This is a genomic window from Bradyrhizobium sp. Leo114, assembly GCF_055229415.2.
The window spans coordinates 73,933-96,635 of the sequence record NZ_JBUYEN020000008.1 but is presented as its reverse complement, the minus strand read 5'-3'; the positions used below and the strand labels follow the sequence as shown (position 1 = coordinate 96,635).

General features: G+C 63.6%; 21 protein-coding genes and 1 pseudogene. 17 read left to right on the top strand and 5 right to left on the bottom strand.

Going from position 1 to position 22,703, the window contains the following annotated elements; genetic code table 11:
* The first annotated feature begins 273 nt into the window (after positions 1–273).
* The 10 genes and pseudogenes from dnaK (at position 274) to ACZIRK_RS11805 (ending at position 9,209) form a co-directional block, all read left to right on the top strand.
* Positions 274–2,172 carry a molecular chaperone DnaK gene (gene dnaK, locus ACZIRK_RS11850; RefSeq protein ID WP_130225528.1) on the top strand — a complete coding sequence of 633 codons (1,899 nt, stop codon included), beginning with the start codon at positions 274–276 and terminating at the stop codon, positions 2,170–2,172.
* Between the two features lie 142 nt (positions 2,173–2,314).
* Positions 2,315–3,445, top strand: coding sequence for a molecular chaperone DnaJ (gene dnaJ / locus ACZIRK_RS11845; protein ID WP_130225529.1), 1,131 nt, complete (start codon positions 2,315–2,317; stop codon positions 3,443–3,445).
* A gap of 187 nt (positions 3,446–3,632) precedes the next feature.
* The gene (locus tag ACZIRK_RS11840) at positions 3,633–4,235 is read left to right on the top strand and encodes a class I SAM-dependent methyltransferase (protein ID WP_130225530.1); all 603 of its coding nucleotides are present in this window, start codon (positions 3,633–3,635) and stop codon (positions 4,233–4,235) included.
* 46 nt (positions 4,236–4,281) lie between these two features.
* Positions 4,282–4,860, top strand: a complete 579-nt coding sequence (locus tag ACZIRK_RS11835; RefSeq protein ID WP_130225531.1) for an NADPH-dependent FMN reductase — start codon at positions 4,282–4,284, stop codon at positions 4,858–4,860.
* A gap of 6 nt (positions 4,861–4,866) precedes the next feature.
* The gene (gene pyrF / locus ACZIRK_RS11830; protein ID WP_463327381.1) at positions 4,867–5,577 is read left to right on the top strand and encodes an orotidine-5'-phosphate decarboxylase; all 711 of its coding nucleotides are present in this window, start codon (positions 4,867–4,869) and stop codon (positions 5,575–5,577) included.
* 19 nt (positions 5,578–5,596) lie between these two features.
* On the top strand, positions 5,597–5,899 hold the full coding sequence (locus ACZIRK_RS11825; protein ID WP_130225533.1) for a DUF1330 domain-containing protein: 303 nt from the start codon (positions 5,597–5,599) through the stop codon (positions 5,897–5,899).
* Positions 5,900–5,998: 99 nt separating this feature from the next.
* Complete coding sequence (locus ACZIRK_RS11820; RefSeq protein ID WP_165435186.1) at positions 5,999–7,012, top strand: M23 family metallopeptidase; 1,014 nt, start codon at positions 5,999–6,001, stop codon at positions 7,010–7,012.
* Between the two features lie 162 nt (positions 7,013–7,174).
* Positions 7,175–7,990: a 4-hydroxy-tetrahydrodipicolinate reductase gene (dapB, locus tag ACZIRK_RS11815; RefSeq protein ID WP_130225534.1), complete on the top strand. Its 816-nt coding sequence runs from the start codon at positions 7,175–7,177 to the stop codon at positions 7,988–7,990.
* Between the two features lie 67 nt (positions 7,991–8,057).
* A complete protein-coding gene (locus ACZIRK_RS11810; RefSeq protein WP_130225535.1) occupies positions 8,058–8,681 on the top strand; it encodes a 2,3-bisphosphoglycerate-dependent phosphoglycerate mutase in 624 nt (207 codons plus the stop codon).
* A pseudogene (locus ACZIRK_RS11805) lies at positions 8,678–9,209 on the top strand (N-acetyltransferase family protein). Before ACZIRK_RS11810 ends, ACZIRK_RS11805 begins: the two are co-directional and overlap by 4 nt.
* Positions 9,210–9,257: 48 nt before the next feature.
* On the opposite strand, the gene ACZIRK_RS11800 reads toward ACZIRK_RS11805, so the two are convergent.
* Together ACZIRK_RS11800 and ACZIRK_RS11795 are read right to left on the bottom strand one after the other, a co-directional pair.
* The gene (locus ACZIRK_RS11800; protein WP_130225536.1) at positions 9,258–10,154 is read right to left on the bottom strand and encodes a methylated-DNA--[protein]-cysteine S-methyltransferase; all 897 of its coding nucleotides are present in this window, start codon (positions 10,152–10,154) and stop codon (positions 9,258–9,260) included.
* Between the two features lie 54 nt (positions 10,155–10,208).
* Entirely contained in the window at positions 10,209–10,727 is a 519-nt protein-coding gene (locus tag ACZIRK_RS11795; protein WP_130225537.1) for a DUF2244 domain-containing protein, read from the bottom strand.
* Between the two features lie 23 nt (positions 10,728–10,750).
* Between ACZIRK_RS11795 and nth the strand changes: the two genes are divergently transcribed.
* The 3 genes from nth to ACZIRK_RS11780 all read left to right on the top strand — a co-directional run bounded on the left by nth (position 10,751) and on the right by ACZIRK_RS11780 (position 14,365).
* Complete coding sequence (gene nth, locus ACZIRK_RS11790; protein ID WP_130225538.1) at positions 10,751–11,515, top strand: endonuclease III; 765 nt, start codon at positions 10,751–10,753, stop codon at positions 11,513–11,515.
* Positions 11,516–11,586: 71 nt separating this feature from the next.
* Positions 11,587–12,750, top strand: coding sequence for an HlyD family secretion protein (locus tag ACZIRK_RS11785; RefSeq protein WP_130225539.1), 1,164 nt, complete (start codon positions 11,587–11,589; stop codon positions 12,748–12,750).
* On the top strand, positions 12,737–14,365 hold the full coding sequence (locus tag ACZIRK_RS11780; RefSeq protein WP_130225540.1) for an MFS transporter: 1,629 nt from the start codon (positions 12,737–12,739) through the stop codon (positions 14,363–14,365). The genes ACZIRK_RS11785 and ACZIRK_RS11780 overlap by 14 nt, the downstream gene beginning before the upstream one ends.
* Before the next feature lie 10 nt (positions 14,366–14,375).
* On the opposite strand, the gene ACZIRK_RS11775 is transcribed toward ACZIRK_RS11780, so the two are convergent.
* Together ACZIRK_RS11775 and nikR are read right to left on the bottom strand one after the other, a co-directional pair.
* The gene (locus tag ACZIRK_RS11775; RefSeq protein WP_028164819.1) at positions 14,376–15,125 is read right to left on the bottom strand and encodes a sulfate transporter family protein; all 750 of its coding nucleotides are present in this window, start codon (positions 15,123–15,125) and stop codon (positions 14,376–14,378) included.
* A 76-nt stretch (positions 15,126–15,201) separates the two neighbouring features.
* Positions 15,202–15,642, bottom strand: a complete 441-nt coding sequence (gene nikR / locus ACZIRK_RS11770; protein ID WP_028164820.1) for a nickel-responsive transcriptional regulator NikR — start codon at positions 15,640–15,642, stop codon at positions 15,202–15,204.
* A 445-nt stretch (positions 15,643–16,087) separates the two neighbouring features.
* On the opposite strand from nikR, the gene ACZIRK_RS11765 reads away from it, so the two are divergent.
* Positions 16,088–17,992, top strand: coding sequence for a TonB-dependent receptor (locus ACZIRK_RS11765; protein ID WP_463327400.1), 1,905 nt, complete (start codon positions 16,088–16,090; stop codon positions 17,990–17,992).
* Position 17,993: 1 nt separating this feature from the next.
* Here ACZIRK_RS11765 and ACZIRK_RS11760 read toward each other — a convergent pair whose 3' ends face one another.
* Positions 17,994–18,881, bottom strand: a complete 888-nt coding sequence (locus tag ACZIRK_RS11760; protein WP_130225541.1) for a YiiX/YebB-like N1pC/P60 family cysteine hydrolase — start codon at positions 18,879–18,881, stop codon at positions 17,994–17,996.
* A 189-nt stretch (positions 18,882–19,070) separates the two neighbouring features.
* Between ACZIRK_RS11760 and ACZIRK_RS11755 the strand changes: the two genes are divergently transcribed.
* The 3 genes from ACZIRK_RS11755 to ACZIRK_RS11745 all read left to right on the top strand — a co-directional run bounded on the left by ACZIRK_RS11755 (position 19,071) and on the right by ACZIRK_RS11745 (position 22,621).
* The gene (locus ACZIRK_RS11755; RefSeq protein ID WP_130225542.1) at positions 19,071–20,495 is read left to right on the top strand and encodes a flavin monoamine oxidase family protein; all 1,425 of its coding nucleotides are present in this window, start codon (positions 19,071–19,073) and stop codon (positions 20,493–20,495) included.
* Complete coding sequence (locus ACZIRK_RS11750) at positions 20,495–21,163, top strand: Dph6-related ATP pyrophosphatase (protein WP_463327380.1); 669 nt, start codon at positions 20,495–20,497, stop codon at positions 21,161–21,163. Before ACZIRK_RS11755 ends, ACZIRK_RS11750 begins: the two co-directional genes overlap by 1 nt.
* A 1,074-nt stretch (positions 21,164–22,237) precedes the next feature.
* A complete protein-coding gene (locus tag ACZIRK_RS11745) occupies positions 22,238–22,621 on the top strand; it encodes an SHOCT domain-containing protein (protein WP_028164823.1) in 384 nt (127 codons plus the stop codon).
* Positions 22,622–22,703: the final 82 nt, after the last annotated feature.

Genomic DNA, 22,703 nt, shown 5'->3' with positions numbered 1-22,703 from the left:
TGTCGCAGCTTTCTTGCGCATTCGTTAATGTGGGCCCCAAGACCAAGCCTAGGACCAAAACAGGACCAGACAGGTCCCGGGCCGGACTGACACAATCTTTCAAACGTCAGTCTTTTCAGACCTCAAGGTTGCGTCCAGTCCTTGCAGGCCTTACCCCCCCTCCTATATGAGGCTCATCGTCGCAATATCGCGAGCATTTGAACGTGTGGGGGTTCGGTTCGGTGCGCCGTCAGGGCCCAGCCAACCTGCCTTAGAAAGAAGGAAATCAGAATCATGGGAAAGGTCATAGGGATCGACCTCGGCACCACGAATTCGTGCGTTGCCGTAATGGATGGCAAGAACGCGAAGGTCATCGAGAATTCCGAGGGCATGCGGACGACGCCGTCGATCGTCGCCCTCACCGATGATGGCGAGCGCCTCGTCGGTCAGCCGGCCAAGCGCCAGGCGGTGACCAATCCTGAACGGACATTCTTTGCGGTGAAGCGCCTCATCGGCCGCCGCTACGACGACCCGATGGTCGAGAAGGACAAGAAGCTTGTCCCCTACAAGATCGTCAAGGCATCGAACGGCGACGCCTGGGTCGAGGCCGACGGCAAGACCTATTCGCCCTCCCAGGTCTCCGCCTTCATCCTGCAGAAGATGAAGGAGACCGCGGAAGCGCATCTCGGCCAGAAGGTCGATCAGGCCGTCATCACGGTTCCCGCCTACTTCAACGACGCGCAACGCCAGGCCACCAAGGACGCCGGCAAGATTGCGGGCCTTGAAGTGCTGCGCATCATCAACGAGCCGACCGCGGCCGCGCTTGCTTACGGTCTCGACAAGACCAAGTCCGGCACCATCGCGGTGTACGACCTCGGCGGCGGCACCTTCGATATCTCGATCCTGGAAATCGGCGACGGCGTGTTCGAGGTGAAGTCGACCAACGGCGACACCTTCCTCGGCGGCGAAGATTTCGACATGCGGCTCGTCAGCTATCTCGCCGACGAATTCCAGAAGGAGCAGGGCATCAACCTGCGCAATGACAAGCTTGCCTTGCAGCGCCTGAAGGAAGCCGCTGAGAAGGCCAAGATCGAATTGTCGTCGACGACGCAGACCGAGATCAACCTGCCCTTCATCACGGCCGACCAGACCGGGCCGAAGCATCTGACGATGAAGCTGACCCGCGCCAAGTTCGAGGCACTGGTTGACGAACTCATCCAGAAGACCATTGAGCCCTGCCGCAAGGCGCTGAAGGATGCCGGCCTCACCGCCGCCGAAGTCGGCGAGGTGGTGCTGGTCGGCGGCATGACCCGCATGCCGAAGGTTCAGGAAGTGGTGAAGCAGTTGTTCGGCAAGGAGCCGCACAAGGGCGTCAACCCGGATGAGGTCGTCGCCATCGGTGCTGCGATCCAGGCCGGCGTGCTGCAGGGCGACGTCAAGGACGTCCTGCTGCTCGACGTGACCCCGCTGTCGCTCGGCATCGAGACGCTGGGCGGCGTGTTCACCCGCATCATCGACCGCAACACCACGATCCCGACCAAGAAGAGCCAGGTGTTCTCGACCGCTGAGGATAACCAGAACGCGGTCACCATCCGCGTCTTCCAGGGCGAGCGTGAAATGGCGGCCGACAACAAGATGCTCGGCCAGTTCGACCTGATGGGCATTCCGCCGGCCCCGCGCGGCATGCCGCAGATCGAGGTGACCTTCGACATCGACGCCAACGGCATCGTCAACGTCTCGGCCAAGGACAAGGCGACCGGCAAGGAGCAGCAGATCCGGATCCAGGCATCCGGCGGCCTCTCCGAAACCGACATCGAGAAGATGGTCAAGGACGCCGAGGCCAACGCGGCCGAGGACAAGAAGCGGCGTGAGGCCGTCGACGCCAAGAATCATGCGGACGCGCTGGTGCATTCCACCGAGAAGGCGCTGGCCGAGCATGGCTCGAAGGTCGCCGAGACCGAGCGCCGCGCCATCGAGGACGCCGTCAGCGACCTGAAGGAAGCCTTGAAGGGCAATGATGCCGAAGCGATCAAGGCCAAGACCAACGCGCTGGCGCAGGCTTCGATGAAGCTCGGCGAAGCCATGTACAAACAGCAGGCCGAAAGCGATGCCGCCAAGGACGCTGCGAAGGATGATGTCGTCGACGCGGAGTTCACCGAGGTCGACGACGACAAGAACAAGAAGTCTGCTTAAGACGCGGGCGTAGGATGATGACCCCCATGCCAAGAGCGCGCCGAGCGTCTCCATGGATGGGGGTCATTTTTCGTTAAGCCGGACACTGCATCTTGCCGAACGCATGGTCCGGCATGAGGATGAATTCGGGCGGGTTTGACTGATGTCTACCAAGCGCTGCTATTACGAGACCCTCGAGGTCGAGCGGAACGCGGACGAAACCAAGCTGAAATCGGCTTTCCGTAAGCTCGCGATGAAATGGCATCCGGACCGCAATCCCGGCGATGCCACGAGCGAGGTCAGGTTCAAGGAAATCAACGAAGCCTACGAGGTCCTGAAGGACAACGATAAGCGCGCCGCTTATGACCGCTACGGCCATGCCGCGTTCGAGCAGGGCATGGGCGGTGGCGGTCCAGGCTTCGGCGCTGGTTTTGCCTCTTCTTTCTCCGATATTTTCGAAGACCTGTTCGGCATGGCCGGGCAGCGGCGTAGCGGTGGCCGCGAGCGCGGCGCCGATCTTCGCTACAACATGGAGATCACGCTCGAGGAGGCGTATCTCGGCAAGACCGCGCAGATCGAAATTCCTGTCTCCGTCACCTGCGAATCCTGCTCCGGCACCGGCGCCAAGGCCGGCACCAAGCCGAAGACCTGCTCGATGTGCGGCGGCGCCGGCCGCATCCGCCAGGCCCAGGGCTTCTTCACGCTGGAGCGCACCTGCCCCGGCTGCCAGGGCCGCGGCCAGATGATCGAAGACGCCTGTCCGTCTTGCTCCGGCTCCGGTCGGGTCACACGCGAGCGGACGCTGTCGGTCAATATTCCCCAGGGCGTCGAGGATGGCACCCGCATTCGCCTCGCGGGCGAGGGCGAAGCCGGCGTCCGCGGCGGCCCGTCCGGCGACCTCTACATCTTCCTGTCGCTGACCCAGCACGCGTTCTTCCAGCGCGATGGCGCCGACCTGCACTGCCGCGTGCCGATCTCGATGGTCACCGCGGCCCTGGGTGGCGAGTTCGATGTGCCGACCATCGACAAGGGCAAGACCAAGGTGAAGGTACCGGCCGGAACGCAATCCGGCCGCCGATTCCGCATTGCATCAAAGGGCATGCCGGTGCTGCGCTCGCGCCAGACCGGCGACATGTATGTCCAGGTCGTGGTCGAAACGCCCCAGAATCTGACCAAGAAGCAGCAGGAATTGCTGACGGAGTTCGAAAAGCTCTCCTCCGGCGCGACGCAACCGGAAGCGGTAGGTTTCTTCTCCAAGGTCAAGGACTTCTTCGGCACTCGGACGGGTACCTAGCGTGGTCGCGGAAGCGATGGGCGTAACAGTGCCGAAATCCAAATTGGTGCATAGCGTTATCGCCGAACTGCGTTGCGGTTCGGCGGAACAGATGCGCGGGCGATCTGCTTGACCATAACGGCTTCGACCTATACCTCTTTATGACTGTTTTCTGACAGCCGCTCGCGCGGTCCCGCCTGGTAGCGACATGCCCCTGCAATCGTCCGTGCGTCCGTTGAAGAAGCCCCGTCTCGACGACGAGGTCCGCTTCCTCCGGTCATGGATCGAAAAACCGCTGCATGTTGGCGCGGTGATGCCGTCAGGCCGGTTGCTCGCGCGCACGATGGCGCAATATGTCGATGTCAGATCGGAAGGTCCCGTCGTCGAACTTGGTCCCGGGACCGGTGCGATCACCAACGCGCTGATCGAACATGGCGTCGATCAGAAGCGGCTCGTGCTGGTCGAATACAATCCCGGCTTCTGCGCGCTGCTGCGCGAGCGCTATCCGCAGGCCAAGGTGGTGCAGGGCGACGCCTACAGGCTTCGGGAATCGCTCTGGGACGCTTTACCCGCGCCGGCCGCAGCGATGGTCTCCGGCCTGCCGCTGGTCACCAAACCGATGATCACGCGCCTGAGATTGATCCGCGACGCCTTCGCGGCCCTGGCGCCGGGCGCTCCCTTCGTCCAATTCACCTATTCGGTCGTCCCGCCGATCCCGAAATCGCTGCCGGGCGTGTCCACAGAAGCTTCCGAGCGGATCTGGATGAACCTTCCGCCCGCCCGGGTCTGGGTGTATCGCAAAGGGCGGTGACACCCGCGCGTCGCGCGGCGGGTCTGCCGAACGCGATTCAAAAATAATGTCTGCGCTGAAAATACTTGTGATCCCGGGGTCGCTGCGATCAGGCTCGCTCAACGCGAAGCTCGCGGCCGTTGCAGCGCATGAATTCGCGCAGGCGGGCGCCGAGGTCAGCCGCATCTCTTTGGCCGATTTTCCGCTGCCGATCTACGACGGTGACCTGCAGGCAAAATCCGGCGTGCCGAAGAACGCGATCAATCTCAAGCGCATGATCGGCGCGCATCATGGCGTCCTGATCGTGACGCCGGAATATAATTCCTCGGTGCCGCCGCTGGTCAAGAACACCATCGATTGGGTGAGCCGCGTGCAGGATGCCCATGAGACCCGCGGCCAGGTGTTTCGCGATCGTGTCTTCGCCATCGCTGCCGCCTCCGGTGGCCGGCTCGGCGGCAGCCGCGCATTGGCGGCGCTCCGCCTCATCCTGTCGGCCTGCCAGGCCCCCGTGATCCCGAACCAGCTCGCGCTGTCATTTGCCGAACATGCCTATGACGATATGGATCGCTTAAGGCATCCCGCCGATATCGAGGCGATGCAGGCCATGGTGCGGCAATTGATCGACCTTTCTCAACGCATGATGTGAGGTGACATGCAGCCAGCCGATATCGCGCCGAAGGACCGATTGATCGTGGCCCTCGATTTGCCCAGCGTCATCGTAGCGGAAGCGATGATCGACAAACTCGGCGACAGCGTGAATTTCTACAAGATCGGCTATCAGCTCGCTTATGCCGGCGGCCTGCCGCTGGCGCGCGCGCTCGCAAGCGCCGGCAAGAAGGTCTTCGTCGATCTCAAGCTGCATGACATCGGCAACACGGTGGCGCGCGGCGTCGAGAGCATCGCGACGCTTGGCGCGACCTTCCTCACCGTGCACGCCTATCCGCAGACCATGAAGGCCGCCGTCGAAGCACGCGCGGGATCGAACCTCAGGATTCTCGCGGTCACGGTGCTGACGTCCTATGACGACAATGATCTCCACGCCGCCGGCTATCGCTTCAACGTTGCCGATCTCGTCGAGGCGCGCGCGCAGCAGGCGCAGGTGCTCGGCGTCGATGGGCTCGTGAGTTCGCCGGAGGAGGCGGCCTCGCTGCGCAAGATCGTCGGGCACCAGATGAAGCTGGTGACACCAGGCATCCGCCCGGCCGGTTCCGCGAGCGGCGATCAGAAGCGCATCATGACGCCGTCACGTGCAATCGCCGCCGGCGCTGACTATCTGGTGGTCGGACGGCCGATCCTGGAAGGCGCCGACCCCAAAGCCGCCGCAGAAGCCGTCCAGGCTGAGATCGCGCAGGCGCTCGGATAGTAACAAAGGAGAAAAAGGGATGGCCAAGGGATATTGGATCGGACGCGTCGACGTTCACAACGAGGAAGGCTACAAGCCATACATCGCGGCCAACGCGGCCATCTTTCAGAAATTCGGTGGCAAGTTTGTCGTGCGCGGCGGCAAGTTCACCGCAGTCGAAGGCCAGAGCCGTTCCCGCAACGTCGTGATCGAGTTTCCCGACTACGAAACGGCGCTGACTTGCTATCGCTCGCCAGAATACCAGGCCAACATCAAGGTCCGCCAGCCGCATTCGATCGCCGATCTCATCATCATCGAAGGCTACGACGCGCCCCAGTCCTGAGCCGGCCTTCTTCGCAAGAAGGTGACGAGCCACGCGTTGTCCGAATAACAGTCGACAGGAAATGATCCCTGCGCTGGATAGCTGATAGGCTTCGGCCAGATGATTGCGACGCCGTCCACCATATCCACGAGCTTCATACGGTCCGTCGCAGCGATCGCGACCGCAGTCGGCTTTGCCGGCTCCGCGCGCGCGGAGAACATCGAGCTTGGAATGCCCGTCGGCTGCGAGATTGGCCGGACCTGCTACATACAGAACTATGTTGACGACGATCCGTCGCAATCGAGCCGCGATTATAAATGCGGCACGCTCACCTACGACGCACATAACGGGACGGACTTCCGCATACCCTCGCTCGCGGCGCAAAGATCCGGCGTGGACGTGCTCGCTTCCGCAAGCGGCCGCGTTCTTCGCATGCGCGACGGCGTGCCCGACGCCACCGGCAAGCCAGCTCGCGAGGCCGTGCGCGATGTCGAGTGCGGCAACGGCGTCCTTATCGAACATCCCGGCGGCTGGGAAACCCAATACTGCCATATGGCCAATGGCAGCCTGGCGGTGAAGCCCGGCGACGACGTCGCCCGCGGGCAGCGGCTCGGCCGTATCGGTCTGTCGGGTCTGACCGAATATCCTCATCTGCATTTCACTGTGAGGTACAAAGGAGCCGTCGTCGATCCCTTCGCTTATGGTGCCGTTCCCGGCTCATGCGGCAGCGGTGAATCGCTCTGGCAGCCCGCGCTCCGCGCCAGGCTTGCGTATCAGGAACGAGCGGTGCTGAACGCCGGCTTCATGAATGGTCCGCCGACCATGGAACTCATCGAGGAAGCAAGTGCGGAGGGGCAATCCGTATCCGCCGATTCCCCCGCGCTTGTTGTCTTCGTTCGTGCCATCGGGCTGAAAGCGGGAGACACCCAGGGGCTGGTGATCAAGGACCCGCAGGGACAAGTTCTGGCCGAAAATCGAGCCGCGCCGCTTCAGAGCAACAAGGCGCAGTACATGTTGTTTGCGGGAAAGAAGCGCCCGCCGAACGGCTGGGGCCGCGGCACCTACAAGGCAACCTATACTGTCGAACGCGACGGCCAGGTCGTCTTGGAAAAGCAGTTGGAACTAGGGCTGTAGCCACGCGGGACGGCGGCCTCGGCGATCCCGCCGGCGGGCCAGATCGGACTATCGTTCTGCCCGCCTCGTTTCCAGCTTTTGCTTGCCTATGGGAACGTCTCGCAAGAGACTCGGTTGCCGGAATGGCCTGCGCCCGCTATAGGGCGTGGTGAGGGATAAGCCATGGCCGATATGCGCTTGATCGTTGCGGGGGCCGGCGGCCGGATGGGCCGTGCCTTGACGCGCGCCATCTCGGAGACCCCGGGCGCGGTTCTGACCGGTGCGCTGGAAGCGCCCGGCTCCGACCTTCTCGGGGAGGACGCCGGCGTGCTCGCGGGCCTGCCGGCCAACGGCGTCAAATTATCGGCTGATCTTTGGTCGCTCTCGGCCAATGCCGACGGCATCCTGGATTTCACCGTGCCGGCGGCAACGATCGCCAATGTCGCGATCGCGGTCCAGCGTGGACTCGTCCATGTCATCGGCACCACCGGGCTGTCAGCGTCCGACGACGCGGTGATCCGAAGCGTCACCAACCGCGCCGTGGTGGTGAAATCAGGCAATATGAGCCTCGGCGTCAACATCCTGGCGGCCGTCGTCAAGCAGGTCGCGAAATCGCTCGACAACGCCTTCGACATCGAGATCGTCGAGATGCACCACAAGGCCAAGGTTGACGCGCCCTCCGGCACCGCTCTCCTGCTCGGCGAAGCCGCCGCCGCCGGCCGCGGTGTTGCGCTCGAGAAGCACTCGGTGCGCGGCCGCGACGGCCACACCGGGGCGCGCCGCACCGGCGATATCGGCTTTGCGTCGCTCCGCGGCGGCACGGTGCCCGGCGACCACAGCGTGATCTTCGCCGGACCGCATGAGCGCATCACGCTGTCGCACCTTGCCGAGGACCGCATGATCTTTGCGCATGGCGCGATCAAGGCGGCGCTATGGGCACATGGCAAGGAGCCCGGGCTATACTCCATGATGGATGTGCTGGGGCTGTCCGACGTCTAACGCATGATCCGGAAAAGCGGGACCGGTTTTCCGATATGATAATGCTCAAACAAGAACGGAATTTGGAATGAGCGATCGTCTTCTCGTGCTGGTGCGCCATGGCCAGAGTGAATGGAATCTGAAGAATCTCTTCACCGGTTGGAAGGACCCCGGTCTTACCGAGCAGGGCATCGCTGAAGCAAAAGAGGCCGGGCGCAAGTTGAAGGCGCAGGGACTGTCGTTCGATATCGCCTTTACTTCGGTGTTGAAGCGCGCGCAGCATACGCTGGATCTGGCACTCGCCGAAATCGGCCAGACCGGATTGAAGACGCTCAAGGACGTCGCGCTCAATGAACGCGATTACGGCGATCTCTCCGGTCTCAACAAGGACGACGCCCGCAAGAAGTGGGGCGAAGAGCAGGTCCTGATCTGGCGCCGCTCCTACGACGTGTCGCCGCCCGGCGGCGAAAGCCTGAAGGATACGCTGGCGCGCGCGCTGCCCTATTACGTGCAGGAAATCCTGCCCTGCGTGCTGCGCGGCGAGCGCACGCTGGTCGCCGCCCACGGCAATTCGCTACGCGCGCTGATCATGGTGCTGGAGAAACTGTCGCCCGAGCAGATCGTGAAGCGCGAGCTGGCGACCGGCGCACCAATCATCTACCGCCTCAACGCCGACTCCACCGTCGCCTCCAAACTCGACCTGGCGGCGTGAGCGGCAGCGTCGAGATCTCCGTTCTCGACGCGCCCGTACCGGACGCAGCCCTCGAGCAACTCGCATCGGTCCTCGTCGATTGTGTCGACGGGCGGCGCCAGTGTCAGCTTCATGGCGCCGTTCTCGCAAGCCGACGGGCTTGCGTACTTTCGTAAGGTCGCGGACGCGGTCGCGTCAGGCGAGACTATCCTGCTTGCAGCAAAGCTCGATGGCAAGATCGTCGGCACGGTCCAGTTGGGTCTCGACACGCCGCCCAACCAGCCGCACCGCGCCGACCTGAAAAAGATGTTGGTACACCGTTCCGTCCGTGGGCGCGGCATCGGCGCAGCTCTAATGGCGCAGATCGAAGTCGAAGCCATCAGGCGCGGCCGCTGGCTGCTCGTGCTCGACACCGTGCCGGGCGAGAACGGCTATCGCCTCTACAAGCGCGCCGGCTGGACCGAGAGCGGGATCATCCCGAACTACGCGCTGTTTCCTGACGGCGCGCTCTGCGACACGGCGGTGTTCTGGAAGCGGTTGGATCGCTGATCGTGCGATGGGTTTCGCTGCGCTCTGCCTATCCTGCGAGCTACTCCACTACTGCAATCCCAACTGCCCGGCTTCCCAGCCGAGCATCGCCTGCTTGCGGGTGATGCCCCAATGATAGCCGGTCAGCGCGCCGCTTTTGCCGAGCGCGCGATGGCAGGGCACCACGAACGACACGGGGTTGCGGCCGACTGCGGCGCCGACGGCGCGCGAGGCCTTCGGGCTGTTGATCTTGCAGGCGATGTCGGAATACGACACTGCGCGCCCCATCGGGATCCTCAGCAACGTCTCCCACACCCGCACCTCGAAATCGGTGCCGATCAGGACCACGCGCAGCGGCTGGTCTGGCCGCCAGAGTTTCGTGTCGAAGACACGCTGTGCAATCGGAGCGGTGCCTTCGGCGTCCTCCACATAGGTCGCGTTCGGCCAGCGCCGGCGCAGGTCGGCAAATGCGGTTGCTTCGTCGCCGGGATCGGCGAAGGCGAGACCGGCCAGACCGCGGCTGGTGGCGATCACGATCGCGGTTCCGAATGGCGAGGGGTGGAAGCCGTAGTGCAGCGTCATGCCGGCGCCGCCAATCTTCCATTCGCCCGGCGACATCGCTTCATGGGTGACGAAGAGATCGTGCAACCGGCCGGGGCCTGACAGTCCTGAATCGAGCGCGGCATCGAGCACACTCGCGGAATCGCGGAGCAGGTTCTTGGCATGATCGAGGGTGAGCGCCTGCATGAACGCCTTTGGCGTGAGCCCGGCCCAGCGGCGGAACAGGTGATGCAACTCGTCCGGCGTCACACCGGCGGCGTCCGCCACCGCCTCGATGGTCGGCTGCGCGCGCCAACGCTCGGAGATGAAGGCGATCGCGCGCCGTACCGAATCGTAGTCGCGCTGCGCGGCACTCTGGAGGCCCGACTTGGCCAAACGCTGATCGTGGATGGCGAGTGTCATCATGGGTGCTGATTTAGGGCGCATGCGGCGGTTCAGCCACCCGTTTTCCGACAACCCTCAATGGATTGGATTGTAGATCGGCCCGCGCTTGGCGGCGTTCAGCGCGGCAATTAAGGCTTTGGCAAAACTAGCTTTTTCGTCTGGACCCAGGAAGCTGCCGATGTCGACGCGGCGTCCCCTGGAAACCAGATAGAGCCGCTCGATGCCGAACTCGGCGTCGACCTGCTGCTCGAACTGCACCCAGAGCGGATTGAGCACCCATTCCGCGATATGCCCGTGATGGTTGACCCGGCGCACCCGCAATTCCGATGGCGTCACTGTGATTTCCTCGCAGGCCTGGGCGGTGCGGAAATTGACGCGGAAGGCCCAGTAGATGACGAGCACGTCGAGGCCGAAGAAGCCGAACACCGGCCAGGCGCCCATCCACCAGAATACGGCGCCGGCCGCAAAACTGACCGCGCTGACGATGCTCATCAGCACGATGAAGCCGGTACGATTGAGCGAGCGGTGCGGCGTCAGCAGCGCCGAGAACAGCTCTGGTTCAAGCGTGGGGTCAAAGTCGTTGCTAGCAGTCATGACGCACCAGTATATGGCCGATCATGGCCAAAATCATCCGCGCTCAACGCGCCAGGAAACCCACCGTTCGATCGTCGCCGAAAAAATCGGCAAAGAAGCCGGTGGCGAGGCCACCCGCTCGCGCGGCAAAGAAATCCCTTAAAGCCCAGAAGCCCTGGACTCCGGCCGAAGTGCGCGAAGCGTTCGAACGGTTCCGCAAGGCCAACCCGGAGCCGAAGGGGGAGCTTGAGCATCTCAATCCGTATACGCTGCTGGTTGCCGTCGTGCTGTCGGCGCAGGCGACCGATGCCGGCGTCAACAAGGCGACGCGGGCGCTGTTTGCCGTCGCCGACACGCCGCAGAAAATGCTCGCGCTCGGTGGGGAGAAGCTGCGCGACTATATCAGGACCATCGGTCTCTATCGCACCAAGGCCAAGAACGTCATCGCGCTATCCGAGAAGCTGATCTCGGATTTTGGTGGCCAGGTGCCGCGCACCCGCGCCGAGATCGAGTCGCTGCCCGGCGCTGGCCGCAAGACCGCCAATGTTGTGCTCAACATGGCCTATGGCGAACATACGTTGGCGGTCGATACCCACGTGTTCCGCGTCGCCAACCGCACCGGGCTTGCGCCGGGCAAGACGCCGCTCGAAGTCGAGCTCGGACTGGAGAAAGTGATTCCCGCCGAGTTCATGCTGCATGCACATCACTGGCTTATCCTGCACGGCCGCTACACCTGTCTCGCGCGGAAACCGCGCTGCGAGGTATGCCTGATCAACGATCTTTGCCGGTGGCCGGAAAAGACGGTCTGAGCGATGATGGCCGCCCTCGGCCGGTCGCTGTCTCGGTAGTTGCGTGAGAAGGATGACCTGGGGAATGTACCTTGAGTGAGCAAAACCAAATCACCCCGGCACCCCTGAACAGGATTGCGCCGTCACCGGCTCCGGCGCCTACGGCTCCGCCGCCGAAGCCATCCGCCGCGCCGTCGAGCACGTTGGCGCGGCTGGCCATTCCCGTATTTGCCGTGCTTGCCGCCTTCGCCTTCATTGCGCTCGCCACGTTGCGCTGGGACGAATGGGTCGGCGCAGCCACGATCCAGACCACCAACGACGCCTATGTCCGCGCCGAGCTGACGCGCTTGAGCAGCCGCGTCTCCGGCGAGGTGTTGACGGTGGCGGTGAAGGATTTCCAGCACGTCAAGGCTGGAGACCTCCTGGTGCAGATCGATCCCGCCGATTACGAGGCCCAGGTTGCGCAGGCCGAAGCCGGCGTCGCCGCCGCGCAGGCCGCGCTCGACAATCTGAACAATCAGGTCGAACTGCAATACGCGACGATCGCGCAGGCCGAGGCCGCGCAAGTCTCCGCGGCGGCGCTGGAGGTCGAGGCGCGCCAGGAGCAGGAGCGCCAGCAATCGCTGTCGCAAACCGACGCAGGCACGCGGCAGAGGCTCGAACAGGCGACCGCCGCCTATGCAAAGGCGCAGGCCGATGTGCGCGCGAGCCGCGCCGTGGTTGCCGCGCAGCGCCATCAGCTCGAGGTGTTGCAGGGCACCAAGAAGCAGCGCGCCGCCGATCTCGATGCTGCCAAGGCGCAGCTCGCCGCTGCGAAGCTCAAGCTCGGCTACACCAAAATCGTGGCGCCGTTCGACGGCGTCGTCGGGGAGCGGCAGGTGCAGCCGGGCGACTACGTCAATATCGGCACCAACCTGATCAATGTCGTGCCGCTGCCAAATGTCTATGTGATCGCCAACTACAAGGAAACCCAGCTCACACGGGTGCGGCCGGGCCAACCCGTCGAGATCACTGTCGACAGTTTCCCGCGTGAGAGATTGCGCGGTCGCGTCGAGCGCATTGCGCCGGCCAGCGGTTCGCAATTCGCGCTATTGCCGCCGGATAACGCCACCGGCAATTTCACCAAGGTCGTGCAGCGCATCCCGGTCCGTATCCGGTTCGACGAAAATCAGCCGCTGCTCTCGCGCCTGTTGCCTGGCATGTCGGTGATCACCAGCATCAACACTGCCGATGCGGGGACGAATGGCGGCAAATGACGACGCCGGCCGTGGACCGGTCTCGCAGGGCGGCATCGCGCGGCAGCCGCTGTTTGCGGTGGCCGCGGTGCTGCTCGGCGCGTTCCTCGCCAATGTCGACAGCCGGCTGACCACGGTTGGCCTGCCGGACCTGCGCGGCGCATTCTCGCTCGGTTTCGACGAGGGCGCCTGGATTTCGACCGCAGGAATCGGCTCGCAAATCTTCATCGCGCCGGCGGTCGCCTGGCTCGCCACCGTGTTCGGCTTGCGCCGCGTGTTGGGCATCCCGAGCCTCGCCTATGCCGGGGTGTCGCTGGTCATCCCATTCGTCGACCATTACCCGACGCTGATCGGGCTCAGCATCGTGCATGGCCTGTTGCTCGGCACCTTCGTGCCGGCGACGCTGATGATCGTGTTCCGGAATCTACCGATCCGCTGGTGGATTCCGGCGATATCGATCTACGCGATCCGGGTTGGCTTCGCACTGGATACCTCGACCTCGCTGGTCGGCTTCTATGTCGATCATCTCGGCTGGCAGTGGGTGTACTGGCAGGGCGTCGTCATCGCGCCGCTGATGGCCTTGATGGTCTATCTCGGCACGCCCAGCGAACCCGTCAACAAGGATCTGCTTCGCGATGCGGATTGGGGTGGCATGCTCCTGCTCGGCAGCTCGGTGTCGATGATCTATGCCGGTCTCGATCAGGGCAATCGGCTCGACTGGCTCGAATCTGGCACGGTGATGGCACTGTTGCTTGGCGGCGCGGCGCTGTTCGTCGTCTTCGTGATCAATGAGACAATGGTGCGGCAGCCTTGGGCGCATGTGAACGTGCTGTTCTCGCGCAACGTCGGGCTCTCGCTGGTCGTCATCCTGCTCTACACCCTCACCAGTCTGTCCAATTCATCGCTGGTGCCGAACTTCCTCGGCACGATCGCGCTGATGCGGCCGGAGCAGAGCGGCGTTTTGCTCTTGACCTACGGTGCGCTGCCGATGTTCGTGCTGGTGCCGATCTCGATCTATCTGCTCAGGCATTTCGATCCGCGCACGGTGGTTGTTCTGGGATTTTCGGCCTTCGCGGCCGCCAATCTCTGGGGCACGCAATTGACCCACGATTGGGCGCGGGGGGATTTTGCCGGCATCGTTCTCCTGCAATCGATCGGGCAGTCGCTGACGCTATTGCCGATCATCATCATGGCGCTGGCCAATTCCGACCCGAGCCGCGCCACGGCGTTCGCCGCCTATATCCAGATCATGCGGCTTGGCGGCGCCGAGATCGGCGTGGCGCTGATGGGCACCTGGCTGCGCGTCCGCGAGCAGATCCACTCCAACTATATCGGGCAACACGTCGCCAATGGCGATGTCAATGTCGTGCGCATGCTCAAGCAGCTCGCCGACGAATTCGCGGCACACGGCGTCGGCCTCGCCCAGGCGCGGGCGGTGGGGACGCTGGCGGCGCTGGTGCAGCGCGAGGCCAACGTGCTCGCTTATATCGACGGTTTCTGGCTGTGCTTCTGGCTGGCGATGACTGCGCTGTTCTTCGTCGCCCTGATTACCCGCGCGCCGCCGGGTCCGTTTACGCCGGAGCCGTTCGGCTTTGCCAAGATGGTGATGCGCAAGTGCGGAATGTCGGGGGCCTGATCGTCGACTGCTAGCGCATCGATATTCCCTGCCGCCGCGGCTCGAGCAATTCCGGCCTCGGGCCTGACAGGCGCTTGTGCATGTGGACCATGAAGGCCATGCCGAACAGCGGCGTCGCCAGGTTGACGATCGGAATCGACACGAAGGCGGCAATGATCAGGCCGGCGGTGAATATGGTTGCCGCATTGTCGCGGCGCATCGCCTTGGCCTCAGCCGGCGGCCGGAACCGCATCGCCGCAAGCTCGAAATATTCGCGGCCCAAGAGCCAGGCGGTGGCGAAGAAGAAAATCAGGAAGCCGGCGCCGGCGAACAGCACGAAGGGCAGCGCGATCAGGTAGACCAGTATCGTCAGCAGCGCGGTCTTGATGCCCTCGGTCATGGCGAGGTTGAACGGCAGCGCGACGCCGGGCTGTTCGGCCGGATAATGTTCGCGCTCGACATGGTCGGCAACCTCGTCGACGAACAGGCTCGCCACCAGCGAGGTGATCGCAGGCATCAGGAAGATGCCGCCGAGCACCACGCCGAGGCCGGCGGCGATCGATACGATCCAGGAAAGCACGTGGAGCGTGGAGTGGAAGTTGGGGCCGAGCAGGCCTTCGGCCCAGACCTCGCCATAGTCGGCAAACCAGCTCAACAGCCGCTGCAATCCGATTGCGAGCACCGTCACCAATACCAGCGCCACGCCGACCGAGCGCCACAGGATCGAGCGCATCGGCGGCGACAGGATTTGCGTGAGCGCCTTGACGGCGGCATCTAACATCGTGGGTCTATCTCCAAAAAGCCCCTGCGACAGTTAGATATGACCGACGGCTTCGGCAAGAGCCGGACCGCCGCCTTCAATCGTGCCGGTGCCCATGCTTGCGCGGCTTCTTGTCCGGTGCGGTCGGGATCATCACGACCCGGCCATAGCGCACGCCGCGTTCGGCGATGACGTGGTCGGCGAGATGGCGGACGTCGCCGGCGGCGCCTTTCAGCGCGGTCACTTCCATGCAGCTATCGTCGTCGAGATGGACGTGCAGCGTCGCCAGCGAGAGGTCGTGGTGACCATGGAAGTTCTGCACCAGCCGCTTTGAAAGGTCGCGTGCGGCGTGGTCGTAGACATACACCAGCGCGGCCACGCATTGCCCTGACGGCGCCGCGTCCTCCGCGCTCTGCTGCAATCCCGCGCGGGCGAGATCGCGGATGATCTCCGAGCGGTTCTGGTAGCCGCGCGTTTTTGCCGCGGCGTCGATCTCGTCGAGCAGATCGTCCTCGATGGTGATGGTGATCCGTTGCATCAGGTATTTCCGATTGGCGCCGCGGGTGCGTCAGTATGATATTCTTGTTGTAACGTCATACTGAGCTTTGGTAGCCTCGCCGGGCTGGGTTGAAGTCGAACTGGTTGCCTGTCGGATTGTAGCAGGTTGCCATGCGGGGGCATGGGCATTGCGTAAACTTGTCGGGTGGGTTTTTCCCGCCGCCTCCCTTGTTGTTCTCACGTCGCCGGCGCAGGCACAAACGGCTGCCAGCCAGCCCGGCAATCAACTTCCTGCGGTCACGGTGACGTCGCCGCAGACGACGCCACCAAAGCGGATCAAGCGGGCCGAACAGTCGCACCGTCCGCGCAGCGGGCGAAACCCTCACACAGTCCAATCGGCTCAGCCCGCATCGGCGGCAGGCAGCATCGCCCTCGGTTCGGGACAAGTGGGTGCGGCTAATCTGCTGCCGACCGCCGCGAGCGAGATGCGCATCAGCGGCGAGGAGGTGAATGCGTTGCCGGTGTCGCGCGTCGGCGAGGTCCTGGAAGTGGTGCCCGGCTTGATTGTCACCCAGCATTCCGGCGAGGGCAAAGCCAACCAGTATTTCCTGCGCGGCTTCAATCTCGACCACGGCACCGATCTTGCGATCAAGGTCGACGGCATGCCCGTCAACATGCCGACCCATGGCCACGGCCAGGGCTATGCCGACGTCAATTTCCTGATCCCGGAACTGATCAGCTCCGTCAACGTCCGCAAGGGCCCGTACTATGCGGACACTGGAGACTTCTCCTCCGCCGGCAGCGTCGGCATCGATTATGTCAACCGGCTGCCCAAGAGCATCGCCCAGGTGACCTTCGGCAGTTTCGGCTATCAGCGCGCGCTGGCGGCGGGCTCCACGGCGGTCGGCGAGGGCACGCTGCTCGGCGCGATCGTGGCCAACAAATATGACGGTCCGTGGGACGTGCCGGACGATGTGCGCAAGGCGAGCGGCGTGCTGCGCTACAGCCAGGGCACCGCGACCGATGGGTTTACGCTGTCGGCGATGGCCTATTCCAACGGCTGGACGTCGACCGACCAGGTGGCGCAGCGCGCGATCGACCAGGGTTTGATCAACCGTTTCGGCTCGCTCGATCCGACCGACGGCGGCACCTCGAGCCGCTTCAGCCTGTCCGGCAATTGGGCGCAGTCGAGTGACTACGGCCAGACTCTCGCGAATGCCTATGTGATCCGTTCGTCGCTGCGACTGTTCAACAACTTCACCTATTTCCTCGACGATCCCATCAATGGCGATCAGTTCAGCCAGCTCGATCGCCGCACCGTCTATGGCTTCAATGCCTCCCATGCCTTCGATGCGCGCGTCGCCAGCATCGAGACCCAGACCCGTGTCGGCCTGCAGACCCGCGGCGACGATATCGAGGTCGGCCTGTTCAAGACCTTCCAGCGCGAGGCGCTCTCGACGGTGCGCCAGGACCGTGTGCAGGAAGGAAATGTCGGCTTGTGGGCCGACACCACCGCGCGCTGGACCGACTGGCTGCGCACCACGGTCGGCATCCGCGAGGATTTCTTTGCGGGTCATGTCTTCAGCGACACGCCGCAAAATTCGGGCAATGCGCAGGCGGCTATGACCAGCCCGAAGGCCGGCATCGTGCTGGGCCCGTGGTACAAGACCGAATTCTACGGCAATGCCGGTTATGGCCTGCATTCGAACGACATCCGCGGCGCGACGATCACCGTCGATCCCACCGACAAGGTGACGCCGCTCGACCGCGTGCCGCTGCTGGTCCGCTCCAAGGGCGCCGAGGTCGGTATCCGTACCAAGGCGATCGAACGCCTGACCAGCTCGCTCGCGGTGTTCGTGCTCGACTTCGATTCCGAACTCCTGTTCGTCGGCGATGCCGGCACCACCGAGCCGAGCCGTCCGAGTCGGCGCATCGGCATCGAGTGGACCAATCAGTACAGGCCGTTGCCGTGGATGCGCATCGACGTCGATCTCGCCTATACCCGTGCGCGCTTCACCGATTTCGATCCTGTCGGCGACTTCATTCCGGGCGCGCCGGCCTGGATCGCCAGCGGCGCCGTGACGTTCGGCCGCGAGACCGGCTGGTTTGGCGCCCTGACCGCGCGCTATTTCGGGCCGCGTCCGCTGATCGAGGATGACAGCGTGCGCTCGCAATCCTCGCTGATCTTCAACGCCCGGGCCGGCTATCAGTTCGACAATGGCATGCGGCTGCAGCTCGACGTGCTCAATCTCTTCAATGCCAACACCAACCAGATCGAATACTATTATCTGTCGCGCCTGCCGGGCGAGCCGATCGATGGCGTCGCCGATCGCCACATCCACCCGGCCGAACCGCTCGCGGTCCGCCTGACGCTGGCGGCGCGCTTCTAAGCTAGGCCGCGAGCTCCGGCGTCTTCACTTCCGTATCCTCAGGCGCAGCCGGAAGCGGCGTTTCCTGGTCAATCGTTTCAGGAACAAGCCGCGGCGACTTTTCGTGAAACACACTGAATTCGCCCGCCACCTCCTCGAGCGGCTTCTGCTTGTCGGCCCAGTGCAGGGCAGTGTAGTCGAAGCCGTGCACGATGGTGGGTTTGACGACTTCGAAATAGGGCGAGATATCGAAGTCGCGCGGCATGTAGAGCGAGGAATCGCGGATGTGCAGGATCTCGCGCCGCGCCTTGCGGCTCGAGGTGCGGGTGATCTTGGGCAGGATCGGGTAGCGCACGGCATCGAAGGCCTGCGCGATCAGCGCCGAGCAGATGATCTTGGTGGGATCGCCGGAGCCGAAGGCGATCATCCGCCGCCGCCAGCGCTGCGGCACCGGCAGCGGGAACAGATAGCGCGCAAGGTCGACGATGTTCTTGGTGTCATAGCCGAAGCCGATCCGGTTGATGGCGTAGCGGCACACCGTCTCGCGGTCCTCGTAGGAGAGGCCGACCGGGCGGCAGAGGCGGGTATGATAGGGGAAATATTTCGACAGCGGCGCAGCCGTCACGCCCTCGCCGATATTGGCCTCGATCAGCACATGCGGCTCGCCGTCAGGCTCGCAGGCGCCGTCGACCGGACCGACATAGAGCGCGGCGTGCGACCAAGTCGATTGCGTGAGGTATTTGATGATGCCGGAAATGCGGTTGTTGCCTTCGACCAGCAGGACATCGCCAGGCTGGATCACGCCGCGCAGATGCTCCGGATCGCTCGGCGTGAACGGCTCGTAGCCCGGGATCTCCTTCTGCAGGTAGCCCGCGATCACCTGGCCGATCGTGTCGAGCATGACGCCCATATGCTTCCCCCTGCGCGGCTTGCCCTTCCGCTTTTTGGTTCCTTATCATGGTCGCGAGCGGTTGCAATTTAGTTCATCGACGCAGCCGATCAATCATGATTGATTCACCATGATGGTTGCTGCGCCGCATGAGATGCGGCAAGGTTCGCGGGCTGTTCCCATTTGCTTCAAGCCTGCGGAAACCATGATATGACAATCACCCGCCGCAACTTCCTGTCGGCGTCCGCGGGCATTGCCGTTACTTCGCTTTCTGCCGGCTGCGCTGGAGCCGCGCCGCCGGCGCGCGATGCTGACATCGTGGTCATCGGCGCGGGCGCCGCCGGCATTGCTGCGGCGCGGCGCGTATTGGCGGCGGGCCGCAAGGTGATCGTGCTGGAAGCCTCAAGCCAGATCGGCGGCCGTTGCCAGACCGACAGCTCGACCTTCGAAGTTCCGTTCGATCGCGGCGCGCGCTGGGTGCACAATCCGGAGGCCAATCCGATGCTCCGCCTCGCACGGACCGCGGGGCTCGAGCTGCTGCCCGCGCCGTCGGGCGAGAAGATCCGCATCGGCCGCCGCAATGCGCGTCCCGGCGAGACCGAGGAATTCCTGGCCGCACTGGTGCGCGCCAATCGCGCGATCGACGATGCCGCGCGCCGAAGCGACGTATCCTGCGCCTCGGTCTTGCCGAAGGAGCTTGGCGATTGGGCCGGCACGGCGGAGTTCGTGCTCGGCGCCAGTTTCACCGGCAAGGACCTCAAGGAGATCTCGGTCGTCGACAAGGCGCGGGCGCAGGATCGCGACAATGCAGTCGCCTGTCGGCAGGGGCTCGGCACGCTGATCGCGAAGCTCGGCGCGCAGTTGCCGGTGGCATTGTCGACGCCCGCCACCCGCATCTCCTACAGCAACCGCGACGTCGAGGTGAACACGCCGTCGGGCAAGATCCTCGCGCGCGCGGCCATCATCACGGTGTCGACGAATGTGCTCGCGGCCGGCAAGCTCAAGTTCGATTCCGAACTTCCGAGGCGCGTGGTCGATGCGGTCGCAAAGCTCAGCCTCGGCAGCTACGACCGCATCGCGCTGCAGATGTCAGGCAATCCGCTCGGGCTTGCGCACGATGATGTCCTGATCGAGCAGAGCAACTCGACGCGTACCGCGCTGCTCTACGCCAATGTCGGCGGTTCATCCTTGTGCACGATCGACGTCGCGGGCTCGTTCGGCCGCGATCTGTCGGCAGAGGGTGAGCAGGCTATGATCGCATTCGCGACGGAATGGCTGAAGAAGCTGTTCGGCAGCGATGCGGTGGCCGGCATCAAGAAGTCGAGCGCCACGCGCTGGAACGCTTCGCCCTATATACTGGGCGCGATGTCAGTGGCCGCGCCCGGCGGGCAGGCCGCACGGAGAGCGCTAATCGATCCGGTCGGCTGCATGTATTTCGCCGGCGAGGCCACGCATGACACCTTGTGGGGCACGGTCGACGGCGCCTGGGAGAGCGGCGAGCGGGCCGCGGAAGCGGCGCTGCGCCGGATCGGCGCATTGCCGGCAGCGCCGTCGGCGGCAGCACCGCCGCCACAGAAGCAGCGCAGGCGCGCACCGCCGGCGCAATCGGCTCAGCCGCGAGGGCTGTTCGACTGATGCCGCGGCAGAAGGCGCTGATCTCCTGGTCCAGCGGCAAGGACAGCGCGTTCGCATTGCATGAAGTGATGCAGACGGGTGAGTTCGAGGTCGTTGGCGCGCTGACGACCGTCACCGAGACCTTGGAGCGCGTCGCGATCCACGGCGTGCGGCAGCAGATCTTGTGCGCGCAATGCGAGGCGGCGGGGCTGCCGCAGCGAATCGTGCCGATCCCATACCCTTGTCCCAACGACGTCTATGAGGCGCGCATGGGTGAAGCGGTCGCGCAGGCCGTCGCTGAGGGCATCACCCACATGATCTTCGGCGATCTCTTCCTCGCCGATATCCGGGCCTACCGCGAGCAGAAGCTGGTTGGCACCGGCATCACGCCGATCTTCCCGCTGTGGCAGCGGCCGACGCCGGCACTGGCGCAAGTCATGATCGCAAGCGGGCTGGAAGCCTATCTTGCGACCGTTGACCTGAAACGGGTGCCTGCCGAATTCGCCGGCCGCCGGTTCGATGCGCAGCTTCTCGCCGATCTCCCCGATGGTGTCGATCCATGCGGCGAGAATGGCGAGTTTCATACGTGTGTGGTGGCCGGCCCGATGTTCTCGCACCGGATCGCAGTCAGCGCCGGCGAACGGGTGGAGCGCGATGGTTATGCGTATTGCGATCTGGTGATTGCGTAGCAACGCGGGGTGGGCAAAGGCGTGCGGTCCCGTGCCCACGGTTCAACCCGCGCTCGCTGTTGGACCCTCATCCTGAGGAGCTTGCGCAGCAAGCGTCTCGAAGGATGAGGCCCCGCCGGTGGCCTCGCCCTTCGAGACGACCGCTACGCGGTCTGCTCAGGGTGAGGAGATAGAGCCGCATACGCATCGAGACGTGCATATCTTCCGATTCAATTGTCAAACAGCAGAGAGGATGTGAGTCTACATTCTCGCGGCATGTCGTGCCCGAGCTTTGCTTCACTTTCCACCCTCCTCGATATCAGAGAGCGCAGGGAAAGCCGGGTGCTGGTTGCACCCGTGGGTCCCGTGCAACAAAAAGCACGGGGGTAGGACCACAGGTTCAACCGAAGCATTCCGGCTTTCCCTGCGCGATGGTTTTACGGTTTCCTTCGTGCTCTCCTCGGTGACCGGGCTTTCTTGCCACCGTCACCCCTTAGGGATGTTTCCATCCCCCAGGACTTAGCGCCAGCGTCGGGGCGCCAGGACCACACGACTTCGCCGTCCGCGATGCGCGTGCTCGTCAGTCGCAACACCCGCGTCCACCGCATCTCACCGCAACGTTCGTGACGATCGCGACTCGCCCCTCATTCGGGTGAGATGCGCGGAGTTAAATCACTGATTTGCCCGACGGGTTAAGCGATTTATTTTTCGCGCGAGGGCTGGACGGACGTTCGGGTGATTTGCCCGTCGGGTTGATTTGTCGCACCCGCTGCACCCACATCGTCATTCCGCGCCGACCCGGTGGCTCGCAATGACAGCGGGTGATCCGGAAAAGTGGAGACCGGTTTTCCCTCGCGACAAACGCGAAGCGTTTGCGCGGAGATCATGCACTAGTCGGAAGGCGTGTACCCGAGCCGCTTCCGTTCTTGAGGGCAAAGCAGCCATAGGTTGAAGACATCGGGGGTGTCGCCTGATTGATCCTCGATCCGACGTGCATTGATCTAGATCAAACGCTGGCGGCGGGATCGCGCTTTAAGGAACAATATCGGGTCGGCTGGAACTGTTGCACGCAGTGGCAGGCAGAGGAGGATCGCAATGTTCTTCTTTCAGGAGGGCTTCACCTATCGAAATTTCCTGCTGGACGTCCTCACCATATTCTTCTTCATCGTGTGGTTCTGGCTGCTCATTACCGTCGCTTCCGATCTATTCCGACGCCACGACATTTCCGGCTGGGTCAAGGCGCTATGGGTGATAGGATGGATAATATTTCCATTCATTTTCATGCTTGCGTACCTGATCTTTCAGGGAAGAGGCATGGCGGAGCGCAACTTGCAACAAGCTCGGCAGGCGCGCGACGAACTCAGGAGCGCGATTGGTTTCAGCGCCGCAGATGAAATCGAAAAGCTCGGTCGGCTGAAACAGGCAGGGTCGATCAGCGACGCCGAATTTACACGGCTGCGCGCTCGGCTCGTGCAGTAGTGCTGCTCGGCTCTTCGTCGCGCCGATATCCTTGCTGTGCTGCGCACAACCCCTGTAGCATGGTCGGCGATCACCGTGATCG

What these genes read in the sequence shown, in the direction of transcription:
- nth (WP_130225538.1), top strand. Translation starts at nt 10,751, where the DNA reads ATGGCCAAAATCATCCGCGCTCAACGCGCCAGGAAACCCACCGTTCGA.
- ACZIRK_RS11745 (WP_028164823.1), top strand. Translation starts at nt 22,238, where the DNA reads ATGTTCTTCTTTCAGGAGGGCTTCACCTATCGAAATTTCCTGCTGGAC.
- ACZIRK_RS11780 (WP_130225540.1), top strand. Translation starts at nt 12,737, where the DNA reads ATGGCGGCAAATGACGACGCCGGCCGTGGACCGGTCTCGCAGGGCGGC.
- ACZIRK_RS11755 (WP_130225542.1), top strand. Translation starts at nt 19,071, where the DNA reads ATGACAATCACCCGCCGCAACTTCCTGTCGGCGTCCGCGGGCATTGCC.
- ACZIRK_RS11795 (WP_130225537.1), bottom strand. Translation starts at nt 10,727, where the DNA reads ATGACTGCTAGCAACGACTTTGACCCCACGCTTGAACCAGAGCTGTTC.
- ACZIRK_RS11765 (WP_463327400.1), top strand. Translation starts at nt 16,088, where the DNA reads ATGCGCATCAGCGGCGAGGAGGTGAATGCGTTGCCGGTGTCGCGCGTC.
- ACZIRK_RS11775 (WP_028164819.1), bottom strand. Translation starts at nt 15,125, where the DNA reads ATGTTAGATGCCGCCGTCAAGGCGCTCACGCAAATCCTGTCGCCGCCG.
- ACZIRK_RS11825 (WP_130225533.1), top strand. Translation starts at nt 5,597, where the DNA reads ATGGCCAAGGGATATTGGATCGGACGCGTCGACGTTCACAACGAGGAA.
- ACZIRK_RS11820 (WP_165435186.1), top strand. Translation starts at nt 5,999, where the DNA reads ATGATTGCGACGCCGTCCACCATATCCACGAGCTTCATACGGTCCGTC.
- dnaK (WP_130225528.1), top strand. Translation starts at nt 274, where the DNA reads ATGGGAAAGGTCATAGGGATCGACCTCGGCACCACGAATTCGTGCGTT.
- ACZIRK_RS11810 (WP_130225535.1), top strand. Translation starts at nt 8,058, where the DNA reads ATGAGCGATCGTCTTCTCGTGCTGGTGCGCCATGGCCAGAGTGAATGG.
- ACZIRK_RS11760 (WP_130225541.1), bottom strand. Translation starts at nt 18,881, where the DNA reads ATGGGCGTCATGCTCGACACGATCGGCCAGGTGATCGCGGGCTACCTG.
- ACZIRK_RS11835 (WP_130225531.1), top strand. Translation starts at nt 4,282, where the DNA reads ATGTCTGCGCTGAAAATACTTGTGATCCCGGGGTCGCTGCGATCAGGC.
- nikR (WP_028164820.1), bottom strand. Translation starts at nt 15,642, where the DNA reads ATGCAACGGATCACCATCACCATCGAGGACGATCTGCTCGACGAGATC.
- ACZIRK_RS11800 (WP_130225536.1), bottom strand. Translation starts at nt 10,154, where the DNA reads ATGATGACACTCGCCATCCACGATCAGCGTTTGGCCAAGTCGGGCCTC.
- dapB (WP_130225534.1), top strand. Translation starts at nt 7,175, where the DNA reads ATGGCCGATATGCGCTTGATCGTTGCGGGGGCCGGCGGCCGGATGGGC.
- pyrF (WP_463327381.1), top strand. Translation starts at nt 4,867, where the DNA reads ATGCAGCCAGCCGATATCGCGCCGAAGGACCGATTGATCGTGGCCCTC.
- dnaJ (WP_130225529.1), top strand. Translation starts at nt 2,315, where the DNA reads ATGTCTACCAAGCGCTGCTATTACGAGACCCTCGAGGTCGAGCGGAAC.
- ACZIRK_RS11750 (WP_463327380.1), top strand. Translation starts at nt 20,495, where the DNA reads ATGCCGCGGCAGAAGGCGCTGATCTCCTGGTCCAGCGGCAAGGACAGC.
- ACZIRK_RS11840 (WP_130225530.1), top strand. Translation starts at nt 3,633, where the DNA reads ATGCCCCTGCAATCGTCCGTGCGTCCGTTGAAGAAGCCCCGTCTCGAC.